The sequence below is a fragment of the Pseudomonas sp. NPDC090208 genome, from assembly GCF_044746785.1.
Taxonomy (GTDB): domain Bacteria; phylum Pseudomonadota; class Gammaproteobacteria; order Pseudomonadales; family Pseudomonadaceae; genus Aquipseudomonas.
In genome coordinates, this window is the sequence record NZ_JBIVCU010000002.1 from 212,138 (window position 1) to 230,354 (window position 18,217).

At 61.6% G+C, this 18,217-nt stretch carries 14 protein-coding genes; 5 read left to right on the plus strand and 9 right to left on the minus strand.

The genetic code is table 11. From position 1 onward, the window contains the following. Positions 1-158: 158 nt before the first annotated feature. Positions 159-902 (minus strand): phosphatase PAP2 family protein, encoded by a 744-nt coding sequence (locus ACIPL0_RS04010; RefSeq protein WP_400593392.1) that lies wholly within the window; start codon positions 900-902, stop codon positions 159-161. A 220-nt stretch (positions 903-1,122) separates the two neighbouring features. Between ACIPL0_RS04010 and colR the strand changes: the two genes are divergently transcribed. The 5 genes from colR (at position 1,123) to ACIPL0_RS04035 (ending at position 4,873) form a co-directional block, all read left to right on the plus strand. Further along, positions 1,123-1,806 carry a two-component system response regulator ColR gene (gene colR / locus ACIPL0_RS04015; RefSeq protein ID WP_400593389.1) on the plus strand — a complete coding sequence of 228 codons (684 nt, stop codon included), beginning with the start codon at positions 1,123-1,125 and terminating at the stop codon, positions 1,804-1,806. Continuing rightward, positions 1,796-3,076 (plus strand): sensor histidine kinase, encoded by a 1,281-nt coding sequence (locus ACIPL0_RS04020; RefSeq protein WP_400593386.1) that lies wholly within the window; start codon positions 1,796-1,798, stop codon positions 3,074-3,076. Before colR ends, ACIPL0_RS04020 begins: the two co-directional genes overlap by 11 nt. Before the next feature lie 180 nt (positions 3,077-3,256). Continuing rightward, positions 3,257-3,925: a class I SAM-dependent methyltransferase gene (locus tag ACIPL0_RS04025; RefSeq protein ID WP_400593383.1), complete on the plus strand. Its 669-nt coding sequence runs from the start codon at positions 3,257-3,259 to the stop codon at positions 3,923-3,925. Positions 3,926-3,929: 4 nt separating this feature from the next. Beyond that, on the plus strand, positions 3,930-4,649 hold the full coding sequence (locus ACIPL0_RS04030; RefSeq protein WP_400593380.1) for a lipopolysaccharide kinase InaA family protein: 720 nt from the start codon (positions 3,930-3,932) through the stop codon (positions 4,647-4,649). Then, positions 4,646-4,873: a hypothetical protein gene (locus ACIPL0_RS04035; protein WP_400593377.1), complete on the plus strand. Its 228-nt coding sequence runs from the start codon at positions 4,646-4,648 to the stop codon at positions 4,871-4,873. Before ACIPL0_RS04030 ends, ACIPL0_RS04035 begins: the two co-directional genes overlap by 4 nt. A gap of 328 nt (positions 4,874-5,201) precedes the next feature. Here ACIPL0_RS04035 and ACIPL0_RS04040 read toward each other — a convergent pair whose 3' ends face one another. The 8 genes from ACIPL0_RS04040 to ACIPL0_RS04075 all read right to left on the minus strand — a co-directional run bounded on the left by ACIPL0_RS04040 (position 5,202) and on the right by ACIPL0_RS04075 (position 18,045). Continuing rightward, positions 5,202-8,234 (minus strand): multidrug efflux RND transporter permease subunit, encoded by a 3,033-nt coding sequence (locus tag ACIPL0_RS04040; RefSeq protein WP_400593374.1) that lies wholly within the window; start codon positions 8,232-8,234, stop codon positions 5,202-5,204. A 27-nt stretch (positions 8,235-8,261) separates the two neighbouring features. Continuing rightward, positions 8,262-9,413: an efflux RND transporter periplasmic adaptor subunit gene (locus ACIPL0_RS04045; RefSeq protein WP_400593371.1), complete on the minus strand. Its 1,152-nt coding sequence runs from the start codon at positions 9,411-9,413 to the stop codon at positions 8,262-8,264. 318 nt (positions 9,414-9,731) lie between these two features. Further along, positions 9,732-10,841, minus strand: a complete 1,110-nt coding sequence (locus ACIPL0_RS04050) for a DUF1513 domain-containing protein (protein ID WP_400593368.1) — start codon at positions 10,839-10,841, stop codon at positions 9,732-9,734. A gap of 1 nt (position 10,842) precedes the next feature. After that, complete coding sequence (locus ACIPL0_RS04055) at positions 10,843-11,907, minus strand: imelysin family protein (protein WP_400593365.1); 1,065 nt, start codon at positions 11,905-11,907, stop codon at positions 10,843-10,845. A gap of 28 nt (positions 11,908-11,935) precedes the next feature. After that, entirely contained in the window at positions 11,936-13,363 is a 1,428-nt protein-coding gene (locus tag ACIPL0_RS04060; protein WP_400593362.1) for a di-heme oxidoredictase family protein, read from the minus strand. A gap of 140 nt (positions 13,364-13,503) precedes the next feature. Further along, the gene (locus ACIPL0_RS04065; protein ID WP_400593359.1) at positions 13,504-13,977 is read right to left on the minus strand and encodes an AP2/ERF family transcription factor; all 474 of its coding nucleotides are present in this window, start codon (positions 13,975-13,977) and stop codon (positions 13,504-13,506) included. A gap of 387 nt (positions 13,978-14,364) precedes the next feature. After that, positions 14,365-15,687, minus strand: a complete 1,323-nt coding sequence (locus ACIPL0_RS04070) for an imelysin family protein (protein ID WP_400593357.1) — start codon at positions 15,685-15,687, stop codon at positions 14,365-14,367. Positions 15,688-15,993: 306 nt separating this feature from the next. Then, positions 15,994-18,045, minus strand: a complete 2,052-nt coding sequence (locus tag ACIPL0_RS04075) for a putative bifunctional diguanylate cyclase/phosphodiesterase (RefSeq protein WP_400593354.1) — start codon at positions 18,043-18,045, stop codon at positions 15,994-15,996. Between the last annotated feature and the right edge of the window lie 172 nt (positions 18,046-18,217).

Below are 18,217 nucleotides of genomic sequence, written 5' to 3' on the forward strand. Positions count from 1 at the left end.
CGATAGCCCACAGGGCATCAAAACAGCAATCCCCCGCCATACACCAAAACCATCAACTCGGTCTTTCAGACCATGGCACGTTGCAAAAAATGTGGGAGCGGGCTTGCCCGCGAAAGGGCCCGCAGGGCATCAATGTTGCGACCTGAAGCCAACACCCGCTACCCAGAAATCGGCTGCCCTTCGGCCGCATTGACCTGTTTTCCAGCAGGCCTGTACAACACCACGTAATAAGCCCCCAGACAGATCAACCAGCAGAACACCGCCGTCCACACGTTGTGCGAGAAGAAATGCGCGCCCTGCAGCATGCGGCCGATCGAGAACACCGTGCCCAGGCCGAAGGCAAATACCAACCCGGCCTTGGCCATACGTGGCTTGCGGTCGCGCAGGACAAAGAACAACGCAAACAGGGTAAAGCCTGTGGCGGCATGACCGCCCGGCCAGCAGCGCCCCGGCTTGTCAGTCGGTGGGCGAGGGCTCAGCAGTTCGCTGTAGGTTTCCTGGCCGCCAAATTCAGTCAGGCTCCATGGGCACTGCACCGACGTCACCACCTTGACCGGCGTGACGAAACTGGTCGACAAGGCCATCGACAGCACCAGACAGCCCAGTTCACGCCGCCAGGGTTTGAGTTTTTCGATGAAGAACGCCCCGGCAAAACCCAGCGCCGCCAACACGGCCATGGCGATCACCGCCTGCTTGGCCCGGTCGTGCAGCACGTTTTCCAGAAAATAACTGTGTTTGCCGATAAACCCGCCTGCAGCCGGGTCATAGGCGAGCTTGGCGATATCCATATCCAGCGACGTCAGTTCCAGCAACAGCAGGGTGACGGCGGTCACCAGCGGAATGCCCAGATAGAGCCACAGATTGATCGGGCGCGAGACTGGCCGCTCAAAGATTTCAGACATGGTGGATTCCGTGTGATGGCAGGGAACGCTTCGGGCTGATCCCGAGCGCTCGGCATTCTGAACGTCAGGCCGTCGGCGGGCTGTGAACCAATGGTGAAAAAAACGTTATGCACGTCGACACTGGCCCTCAGGCGCACTTGGCCGTAAGCTGCCGCCAACTCTGACCGTGTCGACGCCTGTACCTGGTCATGCCGACAACCGCATATGGAGACATGCACCCATGCGAATTCTGCTGGTTGAAGACAACCGCGACATCCTTGCAAACCTGGCCGATTACCTCGGAATGAAGGGGTATACGGTCGACTGCGCCCAGGATGGCCTGTCCGGACTGCACCTGGCCGCCACCGAGCATTACGACCTGATCGTGCTCGATATCATGCTGCCGGGTATCGACGGCTACACGCTGTGCAAGCGCTTGCGTGAAGATGCGCGTCGCGACACGCCGGTGATCATGCTCACCGCACGCGACCAGCTCGACGACCGTCTGCAAGGCTTCCGCTCCGGGGCCGACGATTACCTGCTCAAGCCTTTCGCCCTGTCGGAACTGGCCGCGCGTATCGAGGCCGTGCTGCGCCGCGCTCAGGGCGGCGGGCGGCGCACCTTGCAGGTGGCCGATCTGGTTTACGACCTGGACACCCTGGAAGTCACCCGCGAAGGGCGCATGCTCAAACTCAACCCGGTCGGCCTCAAGCTGCTGGCCGTGTTGATGCAGAAAAGCCCGCACGTGCTGCGCCGGGAAATCCTCGAAGAAGCACTGTGGGGCGACGACTGCCCGGACAGTGACAGCCTGCGCAGCCACGTTCACCAGCTGCGTCAGGTGATCGACAAGCCGTTCGACAAGCCGCTGCTGCAGACCGTGCACGGCGTCGGTTATCGCCTGGCCGAGGGCCGCGATGGAGTTTAAGCAGAGCCTTGCCCAGCGGATCATCATCGCCTTTGCGCTGATGAGCGCGCTGGTCGCCGGCTCGTTCGCCATGGGCATCGTCGCGACGGTGCATCTGGTGGAAGAAAAGCTGATCTCCGCAGGCCTGGGGGGCGATCTGACCCGTCTGTTGCTGATGGACAGCGTCAGTGACTGGAGCCACCGCCCCGAGCCTGATCAGTTGTTCTACTTCAGCGGCGGCCCGGGCGATTTCGAGCTGCCCAAGGATTTGCGCCATCTGGAGCCGGGCTTCCACGAGGTGTTTCGCGGGCCGCTGTCGTATCACGCGATGGTCGAGATCGTCGACGGCCGGCATTACGTGCTGTTGCAGGATCAGAGCGACTTCGAAGAACGCGAGCGGGTGCTGTTTGCCGTTGTCCTGGTGGGCTTCGTACTGGCGCTGGCGCTGGCCGTGTTCCTTGGTTGGGTACTGGCGCGACGAGTGATGGCACCGGTGGTGCGTCTGGCCCGTCAGGTGCGTCATCGCGATCAGTTGCTCGGCCTTGCGCCGCCACTGGCACCGGACTATGCCGCTGACGAAGTCGGTGAGCTGGCGGTGGCCTTCGACGCCACGCTGGGCCGTTTGCGCGACGCGTTGACCCGTGAGCGGATGTTCACCAGCGATGTCAGCCATGAACTGCGCACGCCGCTGATGGTGCTGGCCAGCTCCTGTGAATTGCTGCTCGCCAACCCGGCCCTCGATCAGCGTGCCCGCACCCAGGTGGAGCGGGTGGCGCGGGCCTGTGAAGAAATGCGCGATCTGGTGCAGACCTTCCTCATGCTGGCACGAACCCAGCGCGACGATGCCGGCATGCACCCGCAATTGACGTTGCAGGGTGCCGCGCAGCAACTGCTTAATCTGTGGCGTGAGCCAATCGAGACGAAGGGCCTGACGCTGGAGTATTTCCCCTGCGAACCGTCCGAGAAGGGCTATAACGCGACATTCCTCTACGCGGTGATGGGCAATTTGCTGCGCAATGCCTTGCACTACACCGACCATGGGTTCATCCGGCTGACGCTGCATGAACAGGGGTTCGTGGTCGAGGATTCCGGTGTCGGCATTCCTGTAGAGAAGCGCGAAGCGATGTTCCAGCCATTCGTGCGAGGCAACGAAAAACGTGGCGAAGGGCTTGGCCTGGGGCTGTCGCTGGTACAGCGGATCTGTGAAAACCAGGGCTGGACGGTGAGCCTCGACACCATGGAGCCCAACGGCTGCCGGTTCAGTGTCGACTTCTTCCGACACTCAAGCTGAATGTACAGACTGTGTAAATGTTGCTGCGATTTCCGGCTTTATGGCCATATGCTAGCCCCATCTTCCGGTAAAACCTCGTAACATTTGCTCACGGAATAGCACGTTTTTTTCACATTTGCATGACCTGAGAATGACGTGTTTCTACCTACCGTGGTTGTATCACCTCCAGGAGATGCAACCATGAGCAAGCGGATCGAGCTTGATTTCTCGCGCAAGTACGACGACGAGCACGCCAGGAAATATCTTCGCAAGCACAAGAACGGACTCGCGCGCAGACTGTCGGATCATCGCGACAAACAACTGGCCAGACGTGCTCTGGCCCTGGCGGGTGAGCCGGGCCTGGTACTGGATCTGCCGTGCGGCGCCGGACGCTTCTGGCCGGTGCTGGCGGAAAAGGCCAACCGGGTGATCATCGGAGCCGACAATTCGGCATCCATGGTCAAGATTGCCTGTGAGTCGCAACCGGCGGATGTGGTGAAACGGGTACAACCCTTGCAGACTTCTGCTTTCGCCATCGACATGCCGGGCAACGCAGTGGACAGCATTTTTTGCATGCGCCTGCTGCACCACATCGGTGAGGCCCATGACAGAGCGGTCTTGCTGAAGGAGTTCCATCGCGTGACCCGCGACAGCGTAATCATTTCGTTATGGGTCGATGGCAACTTCAAGGCCTGGAAACGCAAGCGTGCGGAGGCGACCCGGCAACAAGAGGGTTACCAGAACCGCTTTGTGTTACCCGTGGCTACAGTGGAAGCCGAATTTGAACAGGCAGGATTTCGCATTCAGGAGCGACTGGATTTCCTGCCGATGTACGCCATGTGGCGAGTGTATCTATTACGTAAGAGGTAACAGGATGGCCGTGGATGTTGCAGCAGAGTTGACCGTTCCAGCCAAGGACCGCTTTGCCTATTTCTGGAATACCCGTGGCGAATGGGTGGAAGAACCCAACGTACGCCGTGGCGGAGAAAGCGGCGTGCAGCGCGTCATGTCGGAGAACGGGCGGCTGTTGTACGTGAAGCGCCAGACCGGTCACATCTACCGTAGCTGGCTGCACCCGTTCGGCCGCCCGACCGTACTGCGTGAACGCGATGCACTGGAAGGCTTGCGCCAGCTCAACGTCAACGTGCCGCGCATGGTGTTTTGCGGTGCCGAACGTGACGAGAACAACGAGTGGCGTGCGCTGTTGGTGACCGCCTCGCTGGATGGCTTCGAAGAGATTGAAAAGTGGTACGCCGCCGGTGGTCGCGAGCGCTACGGTGAAGCGTTGCATGATCAGATGCTCAAGGAGCTGGCGGAAAACCTGGCGCGCATGCACCGGGGCCGCTGGCAGCACAGCTGCATCTATATCAAGCATGTGTTCGTGCGTGTGGTCGGCGAAGGTGCGGCGGCCCGGCCTGAAGTGGCGCTGCTGGATCTGGAGAAATGCCGCCGTCGTCTGACCGCCTATGGCGCGGCCCAGCATGACATGAAACAACTACGTCGCCATTCGTCGTTCAGTGCTGGCGACTGGAAGAAGCTGGTCTACTTTTACGAGACGGCATTTGGCAGCCCCATCAAAGGTTTGGATCGATGAAGTTAGAACTGGCGCGAGGTTTGTTTTTACTCGGGGCATTGGGGATCGCATCCATTGCGCTGGCTGCCTGGGAACAACCCGGGCCGAAAATTCTGAGCGCAGTGCACGGTGAAGGGCAGTGCCCTTTACCGCGGGTGGCGAAGGCCGTCTCCACGGCCCGACCCGATCATGATCTGTTGCTGTTGATGTTCGGCCTTGCCCAAGGAACGGGGCCACAACATTGAAGTTGCCTGATAACTGAAAGGCCCCGATTTTTCGGGGCCTTTTTTGTTGGGGTTTGGGATTGTTGGGGTTGGCTTGGGATTCTTACTTTGATGCCCTTCGGGCCTGATCGCGAGCAAGCTCACTCCTACATCTGTTGTAACGTGCCGCATTCTGATGGACCGAGTGCGCAGCCTTTGTAGCAAACCGCGAAGATGTTGCGCCGGGCACCAAGGCTACCAACGCGGTCCATCAGGCCATGGCACGTTGCAAAAAATGTAGGAGTGAGCTTGCTCGCGATCAGGCCCGAAGGGCATCAGAGTTGCGATCTAGAGCCAATCTCATCTCAACTCACACCCGCGAATCCCCCCGCCCCGCCAACACCGTATAAACACAAGGCAATACAAACAACGTAAACAACGTCCCCACCGACATCCCGGTCGCAATCACCAGACCGATATCGAAACGGCTCACCGCGCCGGCGCCGGTCGCCAGGATCAGCGGGACCATGCCGAACACCATGGCTGCGGTCGTCATCAGCACCGGGCGCAGGCGAATCGCCGCCGCTTCTTCCACCGCTTCGCGGGCGCTCAATCCCTTTTCGTGGCGCAGTTGGTTGGCGAACTCCACTACCAGAATGCCGTGCTTGCTGATCAGGCCGATCAACGTCACCAGCCCGACCTGGGTGTAGATGTTCAGTGTCGACACCCCGAGAAACAGCGGGATCAACGCCCCGCAGATCGACAGCGGCACCGTCACCAGAATCACCAGCGGGTCGCGGAAGCTTTCGAACTGCGCCGCCAGCACCAGAAAGATGATTGCCAGCGCCAGGCCAAATGTGACCCACAGCGCGTTGCCTTCCTGCACGTACTGGCGCGTGGCCCCGGCGTAGTCGTAGGCGAAACCGGGCGGTGCTTCCTCGTCGGCGATCTGCCGCACCAGTGCGATGGCCTCGCCGGTGCTCACCAGCGGTACGCCGGAAATGATCGCCGAGTTCAACTGTTGGAACTGGTTGAGCTGACGCGGCCGAGCGCGGTCGCTGACCTTGATCAGGGTCGACAGCGGCAGCATTTTGCCTTCGGTGTTCTTCACGTAGTAATTGGCCAGCCATTCGGGATTGTCGCGATAGGGCCGTTCCACTTGGGCGATGACCTTGTAGCTGCGGCCATCGATGGTGAAGCGATTGATCTCCGCCTCGCCGAGCAGGGTCGCCAGGCTGCCGCCCAGATCCTGCATCGACACACCCATCTGCGCCGCCTTGGCGCGGTCGATGTCGACCACCACTTCCGGTTTGTCGAATGCCAGATCGAGGTCGAGAAAGGCGAACTTGCCGGACTCGGCCGCGCGTTTCTTGATCCGGTTCACCACCTCCAGCAGCGCCGCATAATCGTTCGGCGTGTTGACCACGAACTGGAACGGCAGACCTTCACCGGTGCCAGGCAACGACGGCAGGTTGAAACCGAAAATCTGCAGACCGGTGATCTGCTCCAGTTTTCCCTGCACTTCGGGCAACAGCTGCATCTGCGAGCGACTGCGCTCATCCCACGGTTTCAGCAGAAAGCCGCCGACGCCGGTCTGCACGCCGTTGAAGCCGTTGATCTGGAACGACGAGTAGTACTCGGGAAACTCCTTGAAGATCCGGGTGAACTGGTCGGTGTAGCGGTTCATGTAGTCGAGGTTGGTCGGCTGCGGCGAGGTCGACATCATGAAAATGATGCCCTGATCTTCATCCGGCGCCAGTTGCGACTGGCTGAACTTGAGAAACACCGGGATCAGGCACAGCACCAGCACGGCAAATACGATCACCACCGGCCGCGTGTTCAAGGTGCCGTGCAATAGACGCTGATAGCGCGCCTTCAGTCCATCGAAAATCTGATCGAGCTTGTGTGCCAGCCCGCTGGGATTCTCTTCGTGACGCAACAGCACGGCGCACATCATCGGAGACAGGGTCAGGGCGACGATCCCGGAAATCACCACGGCACCGGCCAGGGTCAGGGCGAATTCCTTGAACAGCGCCCCTGTCAGGCCTTCGAGAAAGCCGATGGGCGCGTACACGGCCGCCAGAGTGATGGTCATCGACACCACCGGCATGGCGATCTCCCGCGCGCCCTCCAGCGCTGCATTGAGCGGCGATTTGCCTTCCTCGATATGCCGGTGGATGTTCTCCACCACGACGATGGCGTCGTCCACCACCAGACCGATGGCCAGCACCATCGCCAGCAGGGTCAGCAGGTTGATCGAGTAGCCCATGATCTGCATGAAGAACAGCACGCCGATCATCGACAACGGGATGGTGATCACAGGGATCAGCACCGAACGCAGCGCGCCGAGGAACAGGAACACCACGACGATGACGATCAGCACGGCCTCCACCAGTGTCTTGACCACTTCGTGGATCGAGGCCTGGATGAACAGCGTGGCATCGTAGGCAATGGAGGCTTTCAGGCTTGGCGGCAACTGGCTTTCCAGCTCCGGCATGATCCGTCGAACTTCCTTGATCACGTCCAGCGGGTTGGAGCTGGGCGTGCCCTTGATGCCGATGTACACCGACGGCGTACCGTCGAACGAACTGACGGTGTCGTAGTTCTCCGCGCCCATTTCCACCCGCGCCACGTCACCCAGCAGCACGCGGCTGTCACCTTGGGTCTTGAGCGGAATTGCGGCGAAGGTTTCCGGGGATTTCAGGTCGGTGGTGGCGTTGACGCTGGTCACCACGTATTCACCTTTCACTTCGCCGGCGGCCGAGAGGAAGTTGTACTTGCGCACGGCGTCGGTGACGTCGTTGGCGGTGAGACCGAAACCGGCGAGTTTCACCGGGTCCAGCCACAGGCGCATGGCGAAGACCTGATTGCCGAGAATCTCCGCTTCGGCCATGCCGGGCAGGGTCGCTAGTTTCGGCTGGATGACCCGCGACAGGTAATCGGTGATCTGCGGGTTGCTCAGCTCCGGGCTGTAGAAACTGATGTACATCAGCGCCGAAGCATCGGCGGCTTCCTTGCTCAGCACCGGGTCTTCGGCGTCTTGCGGCAGTTTGTTCTTCACCTCGTTGGCCTTGGCCAGCAGCTCGGTGTAGAGGCGGTCGCTGTTGGAGCCGATGCGCGCGTAGATCGAGATGATCGAGAAGTTCTGCCGACTGACCGAGGTCATGTAGTCGATGCCTTCGGCGCTCGCCAGGCTCTGTTGCAGCGGCTGAGTGATGTAGCCCTGAATGGTTTCGGCGTTGGCGCCGGGGTAAGCCGTGGTCACGGTGATCAGGGCGTTTTCCATCTGCGGGTACTGGCGGATGGTCAGCTTGCTGAACGCCTGGAAGCCCAACAGCACGATCAGCAGGCTGATCACGCTGGCGAGCACCGGACGACGGATGAACGGATCGGTAAATGCCATGGTCGCTCCTTGAACCGTCGCTTTCGATCAGTCGACTTTGCGTTGACTGTTCGGCTCGACTGGCGCTGTCGCAGCGGCACTGATGGCAACCGGGGTGCCGTTGTCCAGCTTGAGCTGGCCTCCGGTCACCACCTGATCGCCCACTTGCAGACCCTTGCTGATGATCACCAGACCGCCGCGACGCTCGCCGGTGTCGACGAAGCGCCTTTCGACCATCTGTTGTGGCTCGCCCTTGGCGTTCTTTTCCGGTTGACCGTCGGCACCTTTCTTCGCGACCACGACGTACACCGAATTGCCGTACAGGGTGTAGGTGATGGTGCTTTCCGGCAGGACCATGCGCTGACTGTCCTGGCCCAGCAGCACCTGCAAATTGGCGAACATGCCCGGCAGCAGCTTGCCGTCTGGGTTGGGCAGGGTGGCGCGGATCTGCACGTTGCGGGTGGCGTCCTCGACCTTGGGGTTGATGGCACTGATGCTGGCTTTGAACACGTCCTGCGGCCAGGCACCGACCGTGACCTCGACCTGCTGGCCGACCGCGAGTTTGGGCAGCGCTTGCTCTGGCACGAAGAAGTCGGCGTAGAGGCTGCTGAGGTCCTGCAATGTGGCGATCACCGTGCCGCTGGCGAGGTAGTCGCCGACGTCCACTTGACGAATGCCGATGGTGCCGCTGAACGGCGCGAGAATGCGTTTTTTCGCCAAGGAGGCATTGAGCTGCGCCACGGTGGCGGCGGCTTTCTTGCGGGTGGCGGCAAGCTTGTCGAAATCGCCACGGGAAATCGCGGCGTCGCCCACCAGTTTGCTGCCACGGACGTAGTCGACTTCAGCCAGTCCCAGATCGGCCTCGGCGGTGCCGAGCAGGCCCTTTTCCACATCGCTGTCCAGTTGCAGCAACGGCTGGCCGACCTTGACCTTCTGCCCGGATTCGAACTGCAGCGCCTTGACCGTACCCGCCACTTCCAGGCTCAGGTTGACGCCCTGCAAAGCCTTGAGACTGCCGATGGCCGGCAGACGCTCCTGCCACAGCCGCTGCTCCACCGTCGCCACCTCGACATTGACCGGTGGCTTGGGGGCGGTGAATTGCTGGATCTGTTTGTAGACCGAAAACGCTTTATAGCCCCCCAGGGCCAGCACCACGATCAGGACAAATCCCAGCATGATCAGCATGCGGCGACGCAACATATTCCACTTCCTTGGAAATTCGATGAATCAGGCGAGCACGTTAAACGGCTTGCGGATGACTTGCCAGCACTGGCCTGTGCTACCGGGTGTAGATTCTTACTCTGATGCCCTTCGGGCCTGATCGCGAGCAAGCTCACTCCTACATTGGTTGCAACGTGCCATGGCCTGATGGACCGCGTGGGTAGCCTTGGTGTCTGGCCCCATTTTTTTTGCGGTCTGCTTTTAAGCGAACAACACGGTCGTTCGGGTGTGGCACGTTGCAAAAAATGTAGGAGTGAGCTTGCTCGCGATAGGCCCGAAGGGCATCAACGTAGCGCCTCAAGCCAACCCAGGCACCAAATGCAAATGGTTGTCCCACAACCCCGCTGGCAACTCCAGCGGCTGCGGCACCAGTGCGCTCTGCCGGCAATCGTAGAAACGGCAGCGCCCCTGGCCCGAGGTCACCACAAAGCCATCGGCCACCGCACCCACGCCGGCGCAATCCGGCAATGGCGCATCCAGCTTCACGGCACCGCTGTCCAGGTCCCAGATGAAGAAGCGGTTGCCCCGCGGCGCGGTCAGCGCCACCAGACGCAGTTCGTTGTGGATGGCCACGCTGGCGGTGTAGTGGGCCATGGCCTGCAACTGCTGATCGGCCACCGGAAATGCCTGGAACGGCTGTCCTGGACGTTTGATCGCCAACAGCTCTGCCGGTTCGTGGGACGGCCCCATGAACTGCTGACCGGCAACGATGGTGCCGTCACTGGCAATCGCCATATGGCGCACGCTGTTCATCTGCTGGGCCAGGGTTTCCTTGCTCAGCAACGTGCCGTCGCGCTGCATCAGCACCAGGCTCGGCTCCATGGCGTCGAGGTTCATCTCGACCCGGCTTTCCGCTTCGGTACGAATGCCGCCGTTGGCCACCACCAGGGTTTCACCGTCCGGCAGCCACGACACCTGATGCGGGCCGATACCGTGGGTCGGGATCTCGCCGCTGTGCTCCAGACGCTCGCCGACAAAACGGTAAATGCCAAGCAGACCACGGCCCGGATCGGTGGTGTCGTTCTCGGTGGCGTACAGCCACTCGCCACTTTTGTGGATCACCGCATGGCCGTAGAAATGCCGGTTCGGCTGCGAGGTGATGGTCTGCAACAGGCGGCCATCGCGCAGGTCGATCAGGTAACTCTCGGTGCCGGGGCGGCGTGCCACGAACAGCGCGATCGGCAGCTGTGGGTGATTGATGATGTCGTGGCAACGCTGGGCAACGGGCGTGGCGAACACCTGCGTGCCGTCCACCCGATAACCCACGGCGTAATGCTGGCCACTGCTGTCGTCACGGGCGGACAGCAGCAACGGGCTTTCGCCTTTCTTTCTGAACAGCGTCCAGCCGCCCAGGGTGCAGGCGCTGAGAACAAGGCTGCCGAGGGCCAGAGCCTGACGTCGCAACATATCAGTCACCATCGTTGGCATTGAAACCGAGCTGAATGCCCAACGCCTTGGCCAGCTCGCCTTCGTGCAGGCGATGCACCGCGTTGAGGCTGTCGTAGAACGTATTGAGTTGCTGACGGCCTTCCTCGCTGGCGAGCAGGTCCGCCAATGGCGGTTTCAGCGCGGCCAGTTGCTTGCGGCTTTCGGCGTAGGCGGCGTCGATCTTGTCCGCCAGCGGCTTCTGTTCGGCCGGCAGCAGGCCACGCAGACCATGATTGTCGACACCGGTCCAGACCTGCTCGGCGCTGACCAGGCTGGCTTGCAGGCTGCTGAGCGACGACTTGCTGCGCCAGGCCTCGGCCTGGAACGGCTGCGGCACGCCCTTGGATTGGCGACCCAGCGGCGTGCCGAGTTTCTTCTTCAGGCTGTCCAGCGCAGTGACCTGTACCCGCAGCAATTCGGCGATGGCTTCGTGGGAATCGGCGTAGCGCTGGTTGGGAAACTTGCTCAGTTGCGCGAGCATGCCGTCGTTGCTGTTCCAACTGCTGAGGATCTCCTCGGCCAGGCCTTTCTGCCGCTCGCCGATGGCGATCAACAGCGGGCAGTACCGGGCTTTTTGCTCGGCGTTGGCCATGTCGATCTCGGCGTCGAACAGAATGTACTCATAGGCCGACAGGCCCTGAACCACCACGCTGGACTTGGCCAGAGCGTCGGCGCTGACCTGCGGTTGGGCGGTGATCAGTTGCTCGACCTGACGGCCCACGAGGTTTTTCTTGTCCGGCCAGAACTGGATCTGCCACGACCGGTTGCCCTCGGCCAGCGGCCCGATCAGCAGCGGTTGCAGCTCGGCCCAGGCTTTTTGGGCGTGGAGGAAATCGGCGCGGGCAGTGTCCAGATCACTCTTGCCCTGGCAGAACGCCAGTGCGCTGACGGCCAGTTGTTTGTCGGCGTCGACCCAGCGGCTGTAGGTCGGCAGGATCACTTGTTTGGCGATGGCGGCGGAGGTCACGGCCTGCGGGTCGGAGGGCGCACAGGCACCCAGCGCGAGCGCGGCGAGGCTGGTGAACAACAGCTTGGGACGGAACATGCCCGACTCCTTTTTTCAGAAAATACGGTTAGAGAGAATTCAGAAACGCCAGCAACGCAGCGCGCTGGTCGGCATCGAAGGCCAGCACCTGACGTTGGGCGGGCAGGGCCTCGCCACCGTGCCAGAGCACGGCCTCCATCAGATTGCGGGCACGGCCGTCGTGCAGAAACTGGGTGTGGCCGCTGACCGCGTCGGTCAGGCCGATGCCCCACAACGGCGGGGTGCGCCATTGCTGACCGCTGGCCTGAAACTCGCTGAGGTTGTCGGCCAGACCTTCGCCCATGTCGTGCAGCAGCAGGTCGGTGTAAGGACGGATCACCTGATTGGCCAGCTCCGGCTCGGCGGCGTTCGCTGCAGTGGTGAACTGTGGCGTATGGCATTGCTGGCAGCCGGCCTTGAAGAACAGATTCTTGCCGGTCAGCACCTGTGCATCGTTGACGTCGCGGCGGGCCGGCACCCCGAGATTACGGGTGTAGAACGTGATCAGCCGCAGAATGTTGTCGCTGACTTCCGGCTCGCCGTCCGGCCCTTCACCGTTGGGTGCCTGACGACAGTCCCGTTGTGCGACGGTGCAATCGTCGCTGCGCTTGAGGCTTGAAGTCAGGCCCATGTCACCGGCCAGTGCGTGGACGTTCTGCTGGTTGACGCTGGGCTGCGAGGCTTTCCAGCCGAAGCGGCCGAGCACGGTTTTCTGCTGCGCGTCGTCCCAGACCCAGTTCGGCTGCCCGTTGATGCCGCTGCCGTTCTTGCCGTTCGGATTGACGTTGGCGAGGATCGCCGCTTCCGGAATCGCTTCCAGCAGACCGAGGCCAATCATCGGCGGGGCGATGCGCGCCGAGGCGCGAGTCTGTGGATGCAGCGGGCCATAACCCAGTTGCGTGATCTGCAGCGTCGGGCGGCGCAGATGCACTGGCGTGCCGTCGCGAAAATGCACGGTCATCGTGTCGTAGGCCACCCGCACCTTGCCTTCCGGTGCAATGCCGGGAACTGCCATATCCTGCAACTGCGTGCCGTAGGTCGGCTCGGCTACCAGGCCCTGCTGGCGCAGTTGCTCGGCGTAGGCGGGGTCGTCGGGAATCGACAGGCGCACCAGCATCGACACGGCGTTGTCGGCCCCCGGCTCGGGCGGATGACCGCGACCGTCGCGAATGTGGCAGTTCAGACACGCGTTGGTGTTGAACAACGGGCCGAGGCCATCGCGGGCTGTAGTGGTGGAGGGTGCGATGACCCAGGGGCTGCGGAAGAAGCTGTTGCCGACGCTGAAGTCCAGCCGGCGGGTCGGCGACAGGTTGGCCGATGGCAGGGAAAACGCATTGCGGTCGCTGCGGTTGACCGTGGCGGCGCCGCCGGACTGTGCCTCGCCGGGTTCGGCGGCACTGAAACGCGGGGCATCATCGCACCCACCGAGGGCCGCAGCCATCAGCAGGCACAACGAAATACGGAGCCGCGCAGCCATACACATCCTGCAAAGGGGGGGAATTCGGGGCGAGCAAGCTTACCAGCCCCGACCTTCAGGAATAAGAGGGATTTGCGTTTGTCAGTGCCTCTCGAAACGAGTTGTTACCAATTTGCCGGCGAGAGGCGGGGAGGCGTGGTTCAGATGCCGGCAATCGCCAGCGTCGGATTTTCTACGATCAATTGCATCAACCGGCGTTCGCCTTCTTCGACTTTGAACGAGCGGTAATCGCCGATACCGTCGAGTTGGCGCTCGCGTTCGCGAATGGCCAGCTCCTTGGCGTGTTCGTAGCCGTAATGCTCGACGCGGAAGGACTTGGTCACGCTGCTGCCATTGCGCAGGGTGGTGCGCGCCACCCAGTAGGCGATGCCGGTGTAACAGCGGTAATGCACGCCGGGATGGCCGCTGGTGTTGGTGGCGATAAGGCGTTGCCGCACGTCGCGGCTGAGTTTGGGCAGATTGGCCAGCAGGAGTTCGTCGCGGCAGGCGTCGGCGGCCTTGCGAGCGGCGTCGCGACCGCCGTGGCGGGAGAATGAAAACAGTTTGTTGAAGGTCTTGCCATCCCGGTAGATCGTGACTTTCCAGGCCCTGGGGCCTTTGAGTCCTACCAGCATATGGATTCCGTAATCGTTGGCTTTGGCATGGCTGACGCGGCTCCTCTTTTTGTCTCTCTTGGGCACGGTCGGTCTCCTCCTGGATCGAGTGGGTCAACGGAGTGCGCATGATCGACGTCGAACAGGGGCTGTTCAATGCAGCAGAGGCTGAACAGGAAATGCCTTACAGGATTTACAGAGTGTTCCTCGGCAGGTTGCCGTTAAGAGAAAGAACACGATGACTGTAGGAGTGAGCTTGCTCGCGATTACGGTTGGTTTGGTACGCACCGGTGACTGACACACTGCTATCGCGAGCAAGCTCACTCCTACAGGTATTGTGGCGACCAAAAAAATGCCGACCCACGAATGGGTCGGCATTTTCGGTCACCGCTGGCGCTGACGGACGAATCAGAATTCGTGGTCGGCGTTGTCCGGGTTCAGATCGGTGATGCCCAACTTGCCGGCGGCCTGTTCGATGCCGCCGGTCTGTTTGACCAGTGCGGCGATGGCGTCACGCACCACCTGATTGCCGGCCGTGTTGCCAGCGGCGATCAGTTGATCGAAGTGCTCGCCCTTGTTGGCGTGGTCGACGATGGCCTGCAACTTGGCCTGGGTGCTGTCCAGGTCGGCGCGCAGGGCGGTGTCGGTGGCGGCGTCAGCCTTGGCCACCAGCGACGACAGGCTCGGGCCGCTGACCTTGCTGCCGTCTACACGGGTGTATTCGCCCAGATAGACGTTGCGGATGCCCAGACCGTTGTAGAAGTGCGAGTTGTGAGTGTTGTCGCTGAAGCAGTCGTGCTCGTCTTCGCTGGAGTTGGCTTCCAGTGCCACCTTCATGCGCTCGCCCGCCAGTTCGCCCAGGGACAGGCTGCCCATGCCGAACAGCATCTTGCGCAGGCCGCTTTCGGCCGGCTCGGCTTCCAGGCTGGCGCGGTAGTTGTCGGCCACGCCCGGCTTCCAGTTGTTGACCATTTCTTCGAGGTCGCTGATCAGCAGATCGGTGACGGCTTTCAGGTAGGCGCGGCGACGGTCGTTGTGACCACCGGTTGCACCGTTGCCTTCGACGTAGTCGCTGGCCGGACGCTCGCCGGCGCCCGGGCCGGTGCCGTGCAGATCCTGGCCCCAGAGCAGGAATTCGATGGCGTGGTAACCGGTGGCAACGTTGGCCTCGGCGCCGCCCAGCTCGTTCAGGCTGGCCAGTTTTTCAGGGGTGATTTCGCTGACATCGACCTTGTCTTCGCCGACCTGGATCGAGGTGTTGGCGATGATGTTCGCGCTGGCGCCCGGGTTGCCCAGCGCGTGCTGGTAGTCCTTGGCGACGTAGTCGATCAGGCCCTCGTCCAGCGGCCAGGCGTTCACCTGACCTTCCCAGTCGTCGATGATGGTGTTGCCGAAGCGGAACACTTCGCTCTGCATGTACGGCACGCGCGCGGCGACCCAGGCGTCGCGCGCGGCTTTCAGGGTCTGGTCGTTCGGGGTGGCGAGGAAAGCGTCGACGGCAGTGCCGAGTTTCTTCGCGGTGGATTCGGCATCGCTGAATACGGCGAAGACCATGTTGGCGTAATTCGCGACCACGGCCTTGGTGGCGGCATCGCTGGTCTGGGCAGGCGCGGCGGCTGCCGGAGCCGGTGTTGGCGCTGCAGCGACGGGCTTGTCCTTGCCTTGATCACAACCGGCGAGAGAAATGGCGATGGCCAGCAGACTGGCGGTAGCCAGGGGCATACGAATCATGACGGAATCCTGCGTCTGGAAAGTGTGTGAGCGGTGGTGAGGGCCGAAAAAAGCTGCGACATAATGCGAAGTATTTGCATTCGGTGTAAAGGCAAAATGCCCCGTGCCGAGAGGGGAGATATTTCAAGCTGTTACAAAGCGTTTCATGCGCCCCCTGTAGGAGCTGGCTTGTCCTGCGAGCGGCGGGGAACCCGTCGTAAATCCGGTGAATGCGGTGTATCTGACACGGCCAATGCGTAGGGTTTCACGACGGGTTCCTCGCCGATCGCAGGGCAAGCCAGCTCCTGCAAGGGGAGGCGTTCGAACCTACAAGACTCCCACCTGAGTCCGCTTGGCCTGCTTCAGGTACGCCAGCAGTTCCCGGGCCGGCAGCGGCTTGCTGTAGAAGTAGCCCTGGCCTTCGTGGCAGCCCTCGGAAATGATGTAGGCCTCCTGCTCGGTGGTCTCCACGCCCTCGGCGATGACCTGCATGCCCAGGCTTTTTCCGAGCTGGATGATGGCGCGCACGATGGTCGCGTCGTCTTCGTCGTCGATCAGGTCCTGCACGAAACTCCTGTCGATCTTGATCTTGTCCAGCGGCAGGCTTTTCAAGTAGCTGAGCGAGGAATAGCCGGTCCCGAAGTCATCGATGGCGATCAACGCGCCGGAGCGGCGCAAGCTGAGCAGGTGCTGGGCGGCGGTGCTGATGTCTTCCATCAGGCCGGTTTCGGTGACCTCCAGCTCCAGGCTGCGCGGCGGCAGGCGATAGATCTGCAGCAGGTTGTTGACCACCCGCGGCAGCTCGGCGTGGTGCAGTTGCACGGTGGACAGATTGACCGCCATGCGCAATTCGATGAAGCCCTGATCGTGCCACTCGCGCAGTTGCTTGCAGGCCTGATCCAGCACCCATTCGCCGATGGCGATGATGGTGCCGTTCTGTTCGGCCAGAGGAATGAACTGGTCCGGCGGGACGAAACCGTGTTCCGGGTGAATCCAGCGAATCAGTGCTTCGACGCCGACCACGCGATGATCGCGGTAGCTGATCTGTGGCTGATAGACCAGATGAAACTGGTTGCGCACCAGCGCTTCGCGCAGGTCTTTTTCCAGCTCGCGGCGACGGCGCATCTCGCTGTCGACGCTGGCGATGTAGAACTGATAGCGGTTGCGCGAGCGGGTCTTGGCCAGGGTCATGGTCTGTTCGGCTTTCTGCAGCAGCTTCTCGGTGCTGTCGCCGTCTTCCGGGAACAGGGTGATGCCGATGGTGGCGCGCAGGCGGATGTCTTGCTGATCGACACTGAACGACGCTTCCAGATCGTCGAGGATGTTCTGCGCCAGTTCCGCGGCTTCGTACGGCTGCTCGATATCGGCCTGGACCAGGGCGAACTGGTCGCCACCCAGACGGGCGAGGGCGCCGAGGCGTCCGCTGTGGCTGCGCAGACGGTCGGCCAGGGCCAGCAGCAACTGATCGCCGGCCTGATAGCTGAATTGTTCGTTGATGCCTTTGAAATCATCCAGCCCCACGCACAGCACGGCGACCCGGTGCTGCACCTTGCCGGCGTCGACGAGGATCTTGTCCAGTTGCTGTTGCAGCTGCTGGCGGTTGGGCAAACCGGTGAGGAAGTCGTACTGGGCCATGCGCAACAGGCTGGATTCGGCTTCGTGGCGCAGGTGGGTGTTGCGCTCGATAGAGGCCAGCAACTGGTTGGCGGTGTTGACCCAGATGCCCAGCTCGTTCTTTTCGTGGCCCTTGAGCAGCGGCAGTTGGTGCTCGCTGGGGCGGTCTGGGTTGATGCTGGTCAGGTGTTCGATGATGCGCGACAGTGGCTTGGTCAGCAGCCAGTGATAGACCAGATAGAGCACCATGCCCATGGCCAGCGCGCGCAGCACACCGGAAATGAAAATGATCAGCGAATTGACCAGAAAGCCTTCGCCGTAGGTGGCAGTGTCGAGGGTGATGCGCAGGTCGCCGTAATACTCGCTGTACGGGCTGCGACCCACCAGTTGAGTGGTGAAACTGCGTTCCTGGCCGAGGATCGGGTCGGTCAGCCAGCGCGTCGGGGACGCATTCAGGTCGCGGGATTTTTCTGCCAGCAGGGTTTCGTTCGGATGGCCGATGGACGCCATGCGCACGGCCTTGTCCTGGAACAGACCCTCAATGACCTGCATGCCCATTTCCCGATCCAGACTGTAAACCGCCTGAGTCGAAGGGTCGCGAAACATGTCGAGGATGCGTTCTGCATCAGTCGCGACGGCCTGCCGCGTCTTGTACGCGTCATAGACGATCTGTGCGCAGCTGAGTACCACGCCCACGACCAGCGCCGAGAGCAGTACCACACGCAACAGCTTCACCGACAAGCTGTTTTTGAGTTCCAGCTTCAAATGGGCATTCCTTCATCCATGCTGATAGCGGGTGACTGTTTGCAAGCATTGGCAATGCACGCCTTCGGGTCAAGCGTACTGGTTCACACCTGGCCTGTTTCATCTGGTTAACGGTTCACATGCAGGCAAAGTAAGGCTATCACCACTGTGTCGGTAGACAGCGGGTGGAACT

Coding starts and splice junctions, on each gene's coding strand:
- ACIPL0_RS04010 (WP_400593392.1), bottom strand. CDS start 902: ATGTCTGAAATCTTTGAGCGGCCAGTCTCGCGCCCGATCAATCTGTGG.
- colR (WP_400593389.1), top strand. CDS start 1,123: ATGCGAATTCTGCTGGTTGAAGACAACCGCGACATCCTTGCAAACCTG.
- ACIPL0_RS04020 (WP_400593386.1), top strand. CDS start 1,796: ATGGAGTTTAAGCAGAGCCTTGCCCAGCGGATCATCATCGCCTTTGCG.
- ACIPL0_RS04025 (WP_400593383.1), top strand. CDS start 3,257: ATGAGCAAGCGGATCGAGCTTGATTTCTCGCGCAAGTACGACGACGAG.
- ACIPL0_RS04030 (WP_400593380.1), top strand. CDS start 3,930: ATGGCCGTGGATGTTGCAGCAGAGTTGACCGTTCCAGCCAAGGACCGC.
- ACIPL0_RS04035 (WP_400593377.1), top strand. CDS start 4,646: ATGAAGTTAGAACTGGCGCGAGGTTTGTTTTTACTCGGGGCATTGGGG.
- ACIPL0_RS04040 (WP_400593374.1), bottom strand. CDS start 8,234: ATGGCATTTACCGATCCGTTCATCCGTCGTCCGGTGCTCGCCAGCGTG.
- ACIPL0_RS04045 (WP_400593371.1), bottom strand. CDS start 9,413: ATGTTGCGTCGCCGCATGCTGATCATGCTGGGATTTGTCCTGATCGTG.
- ACIPL0_RS04050 (WP_400593368.1), bottom strand. CDS start 10,841: ATGTTGCGACGTCAGGCTCTGGCCCTCGGCAGCCTTGTTCTCAGCGCC.
- ACIPL0_RS04055 (WP_400593365.1), bottom strand. CDS start 11,907: ATGTTCCGTCCCAAGCTGTTGTTCACCAGCCTCGCCGCGCTCGCGCTG.
- ACIPL0_RS04060 (WP_400593362.1), bottom strand. CDS start 13,363: ATGGCTGCGCGGCTCCGTATTTCGTTGTGCCTGCTGATGGCTGCGGCC.
- ACIPL0_RS04065 (WP_400593359.1), bottom strand. CDS start 13,977: ATGCTGGTAGGACTCAAAGGCCCCAGGGCCTGGAAAGTCACGATCTAC.
- ACIPL0_RS04070 (WP_400593357.1), bottom strand. CDS start 15,687: ATGATTCGTATGCCCCTGGCTACCGCCAGTCTGCTGGCCATCGCCATT.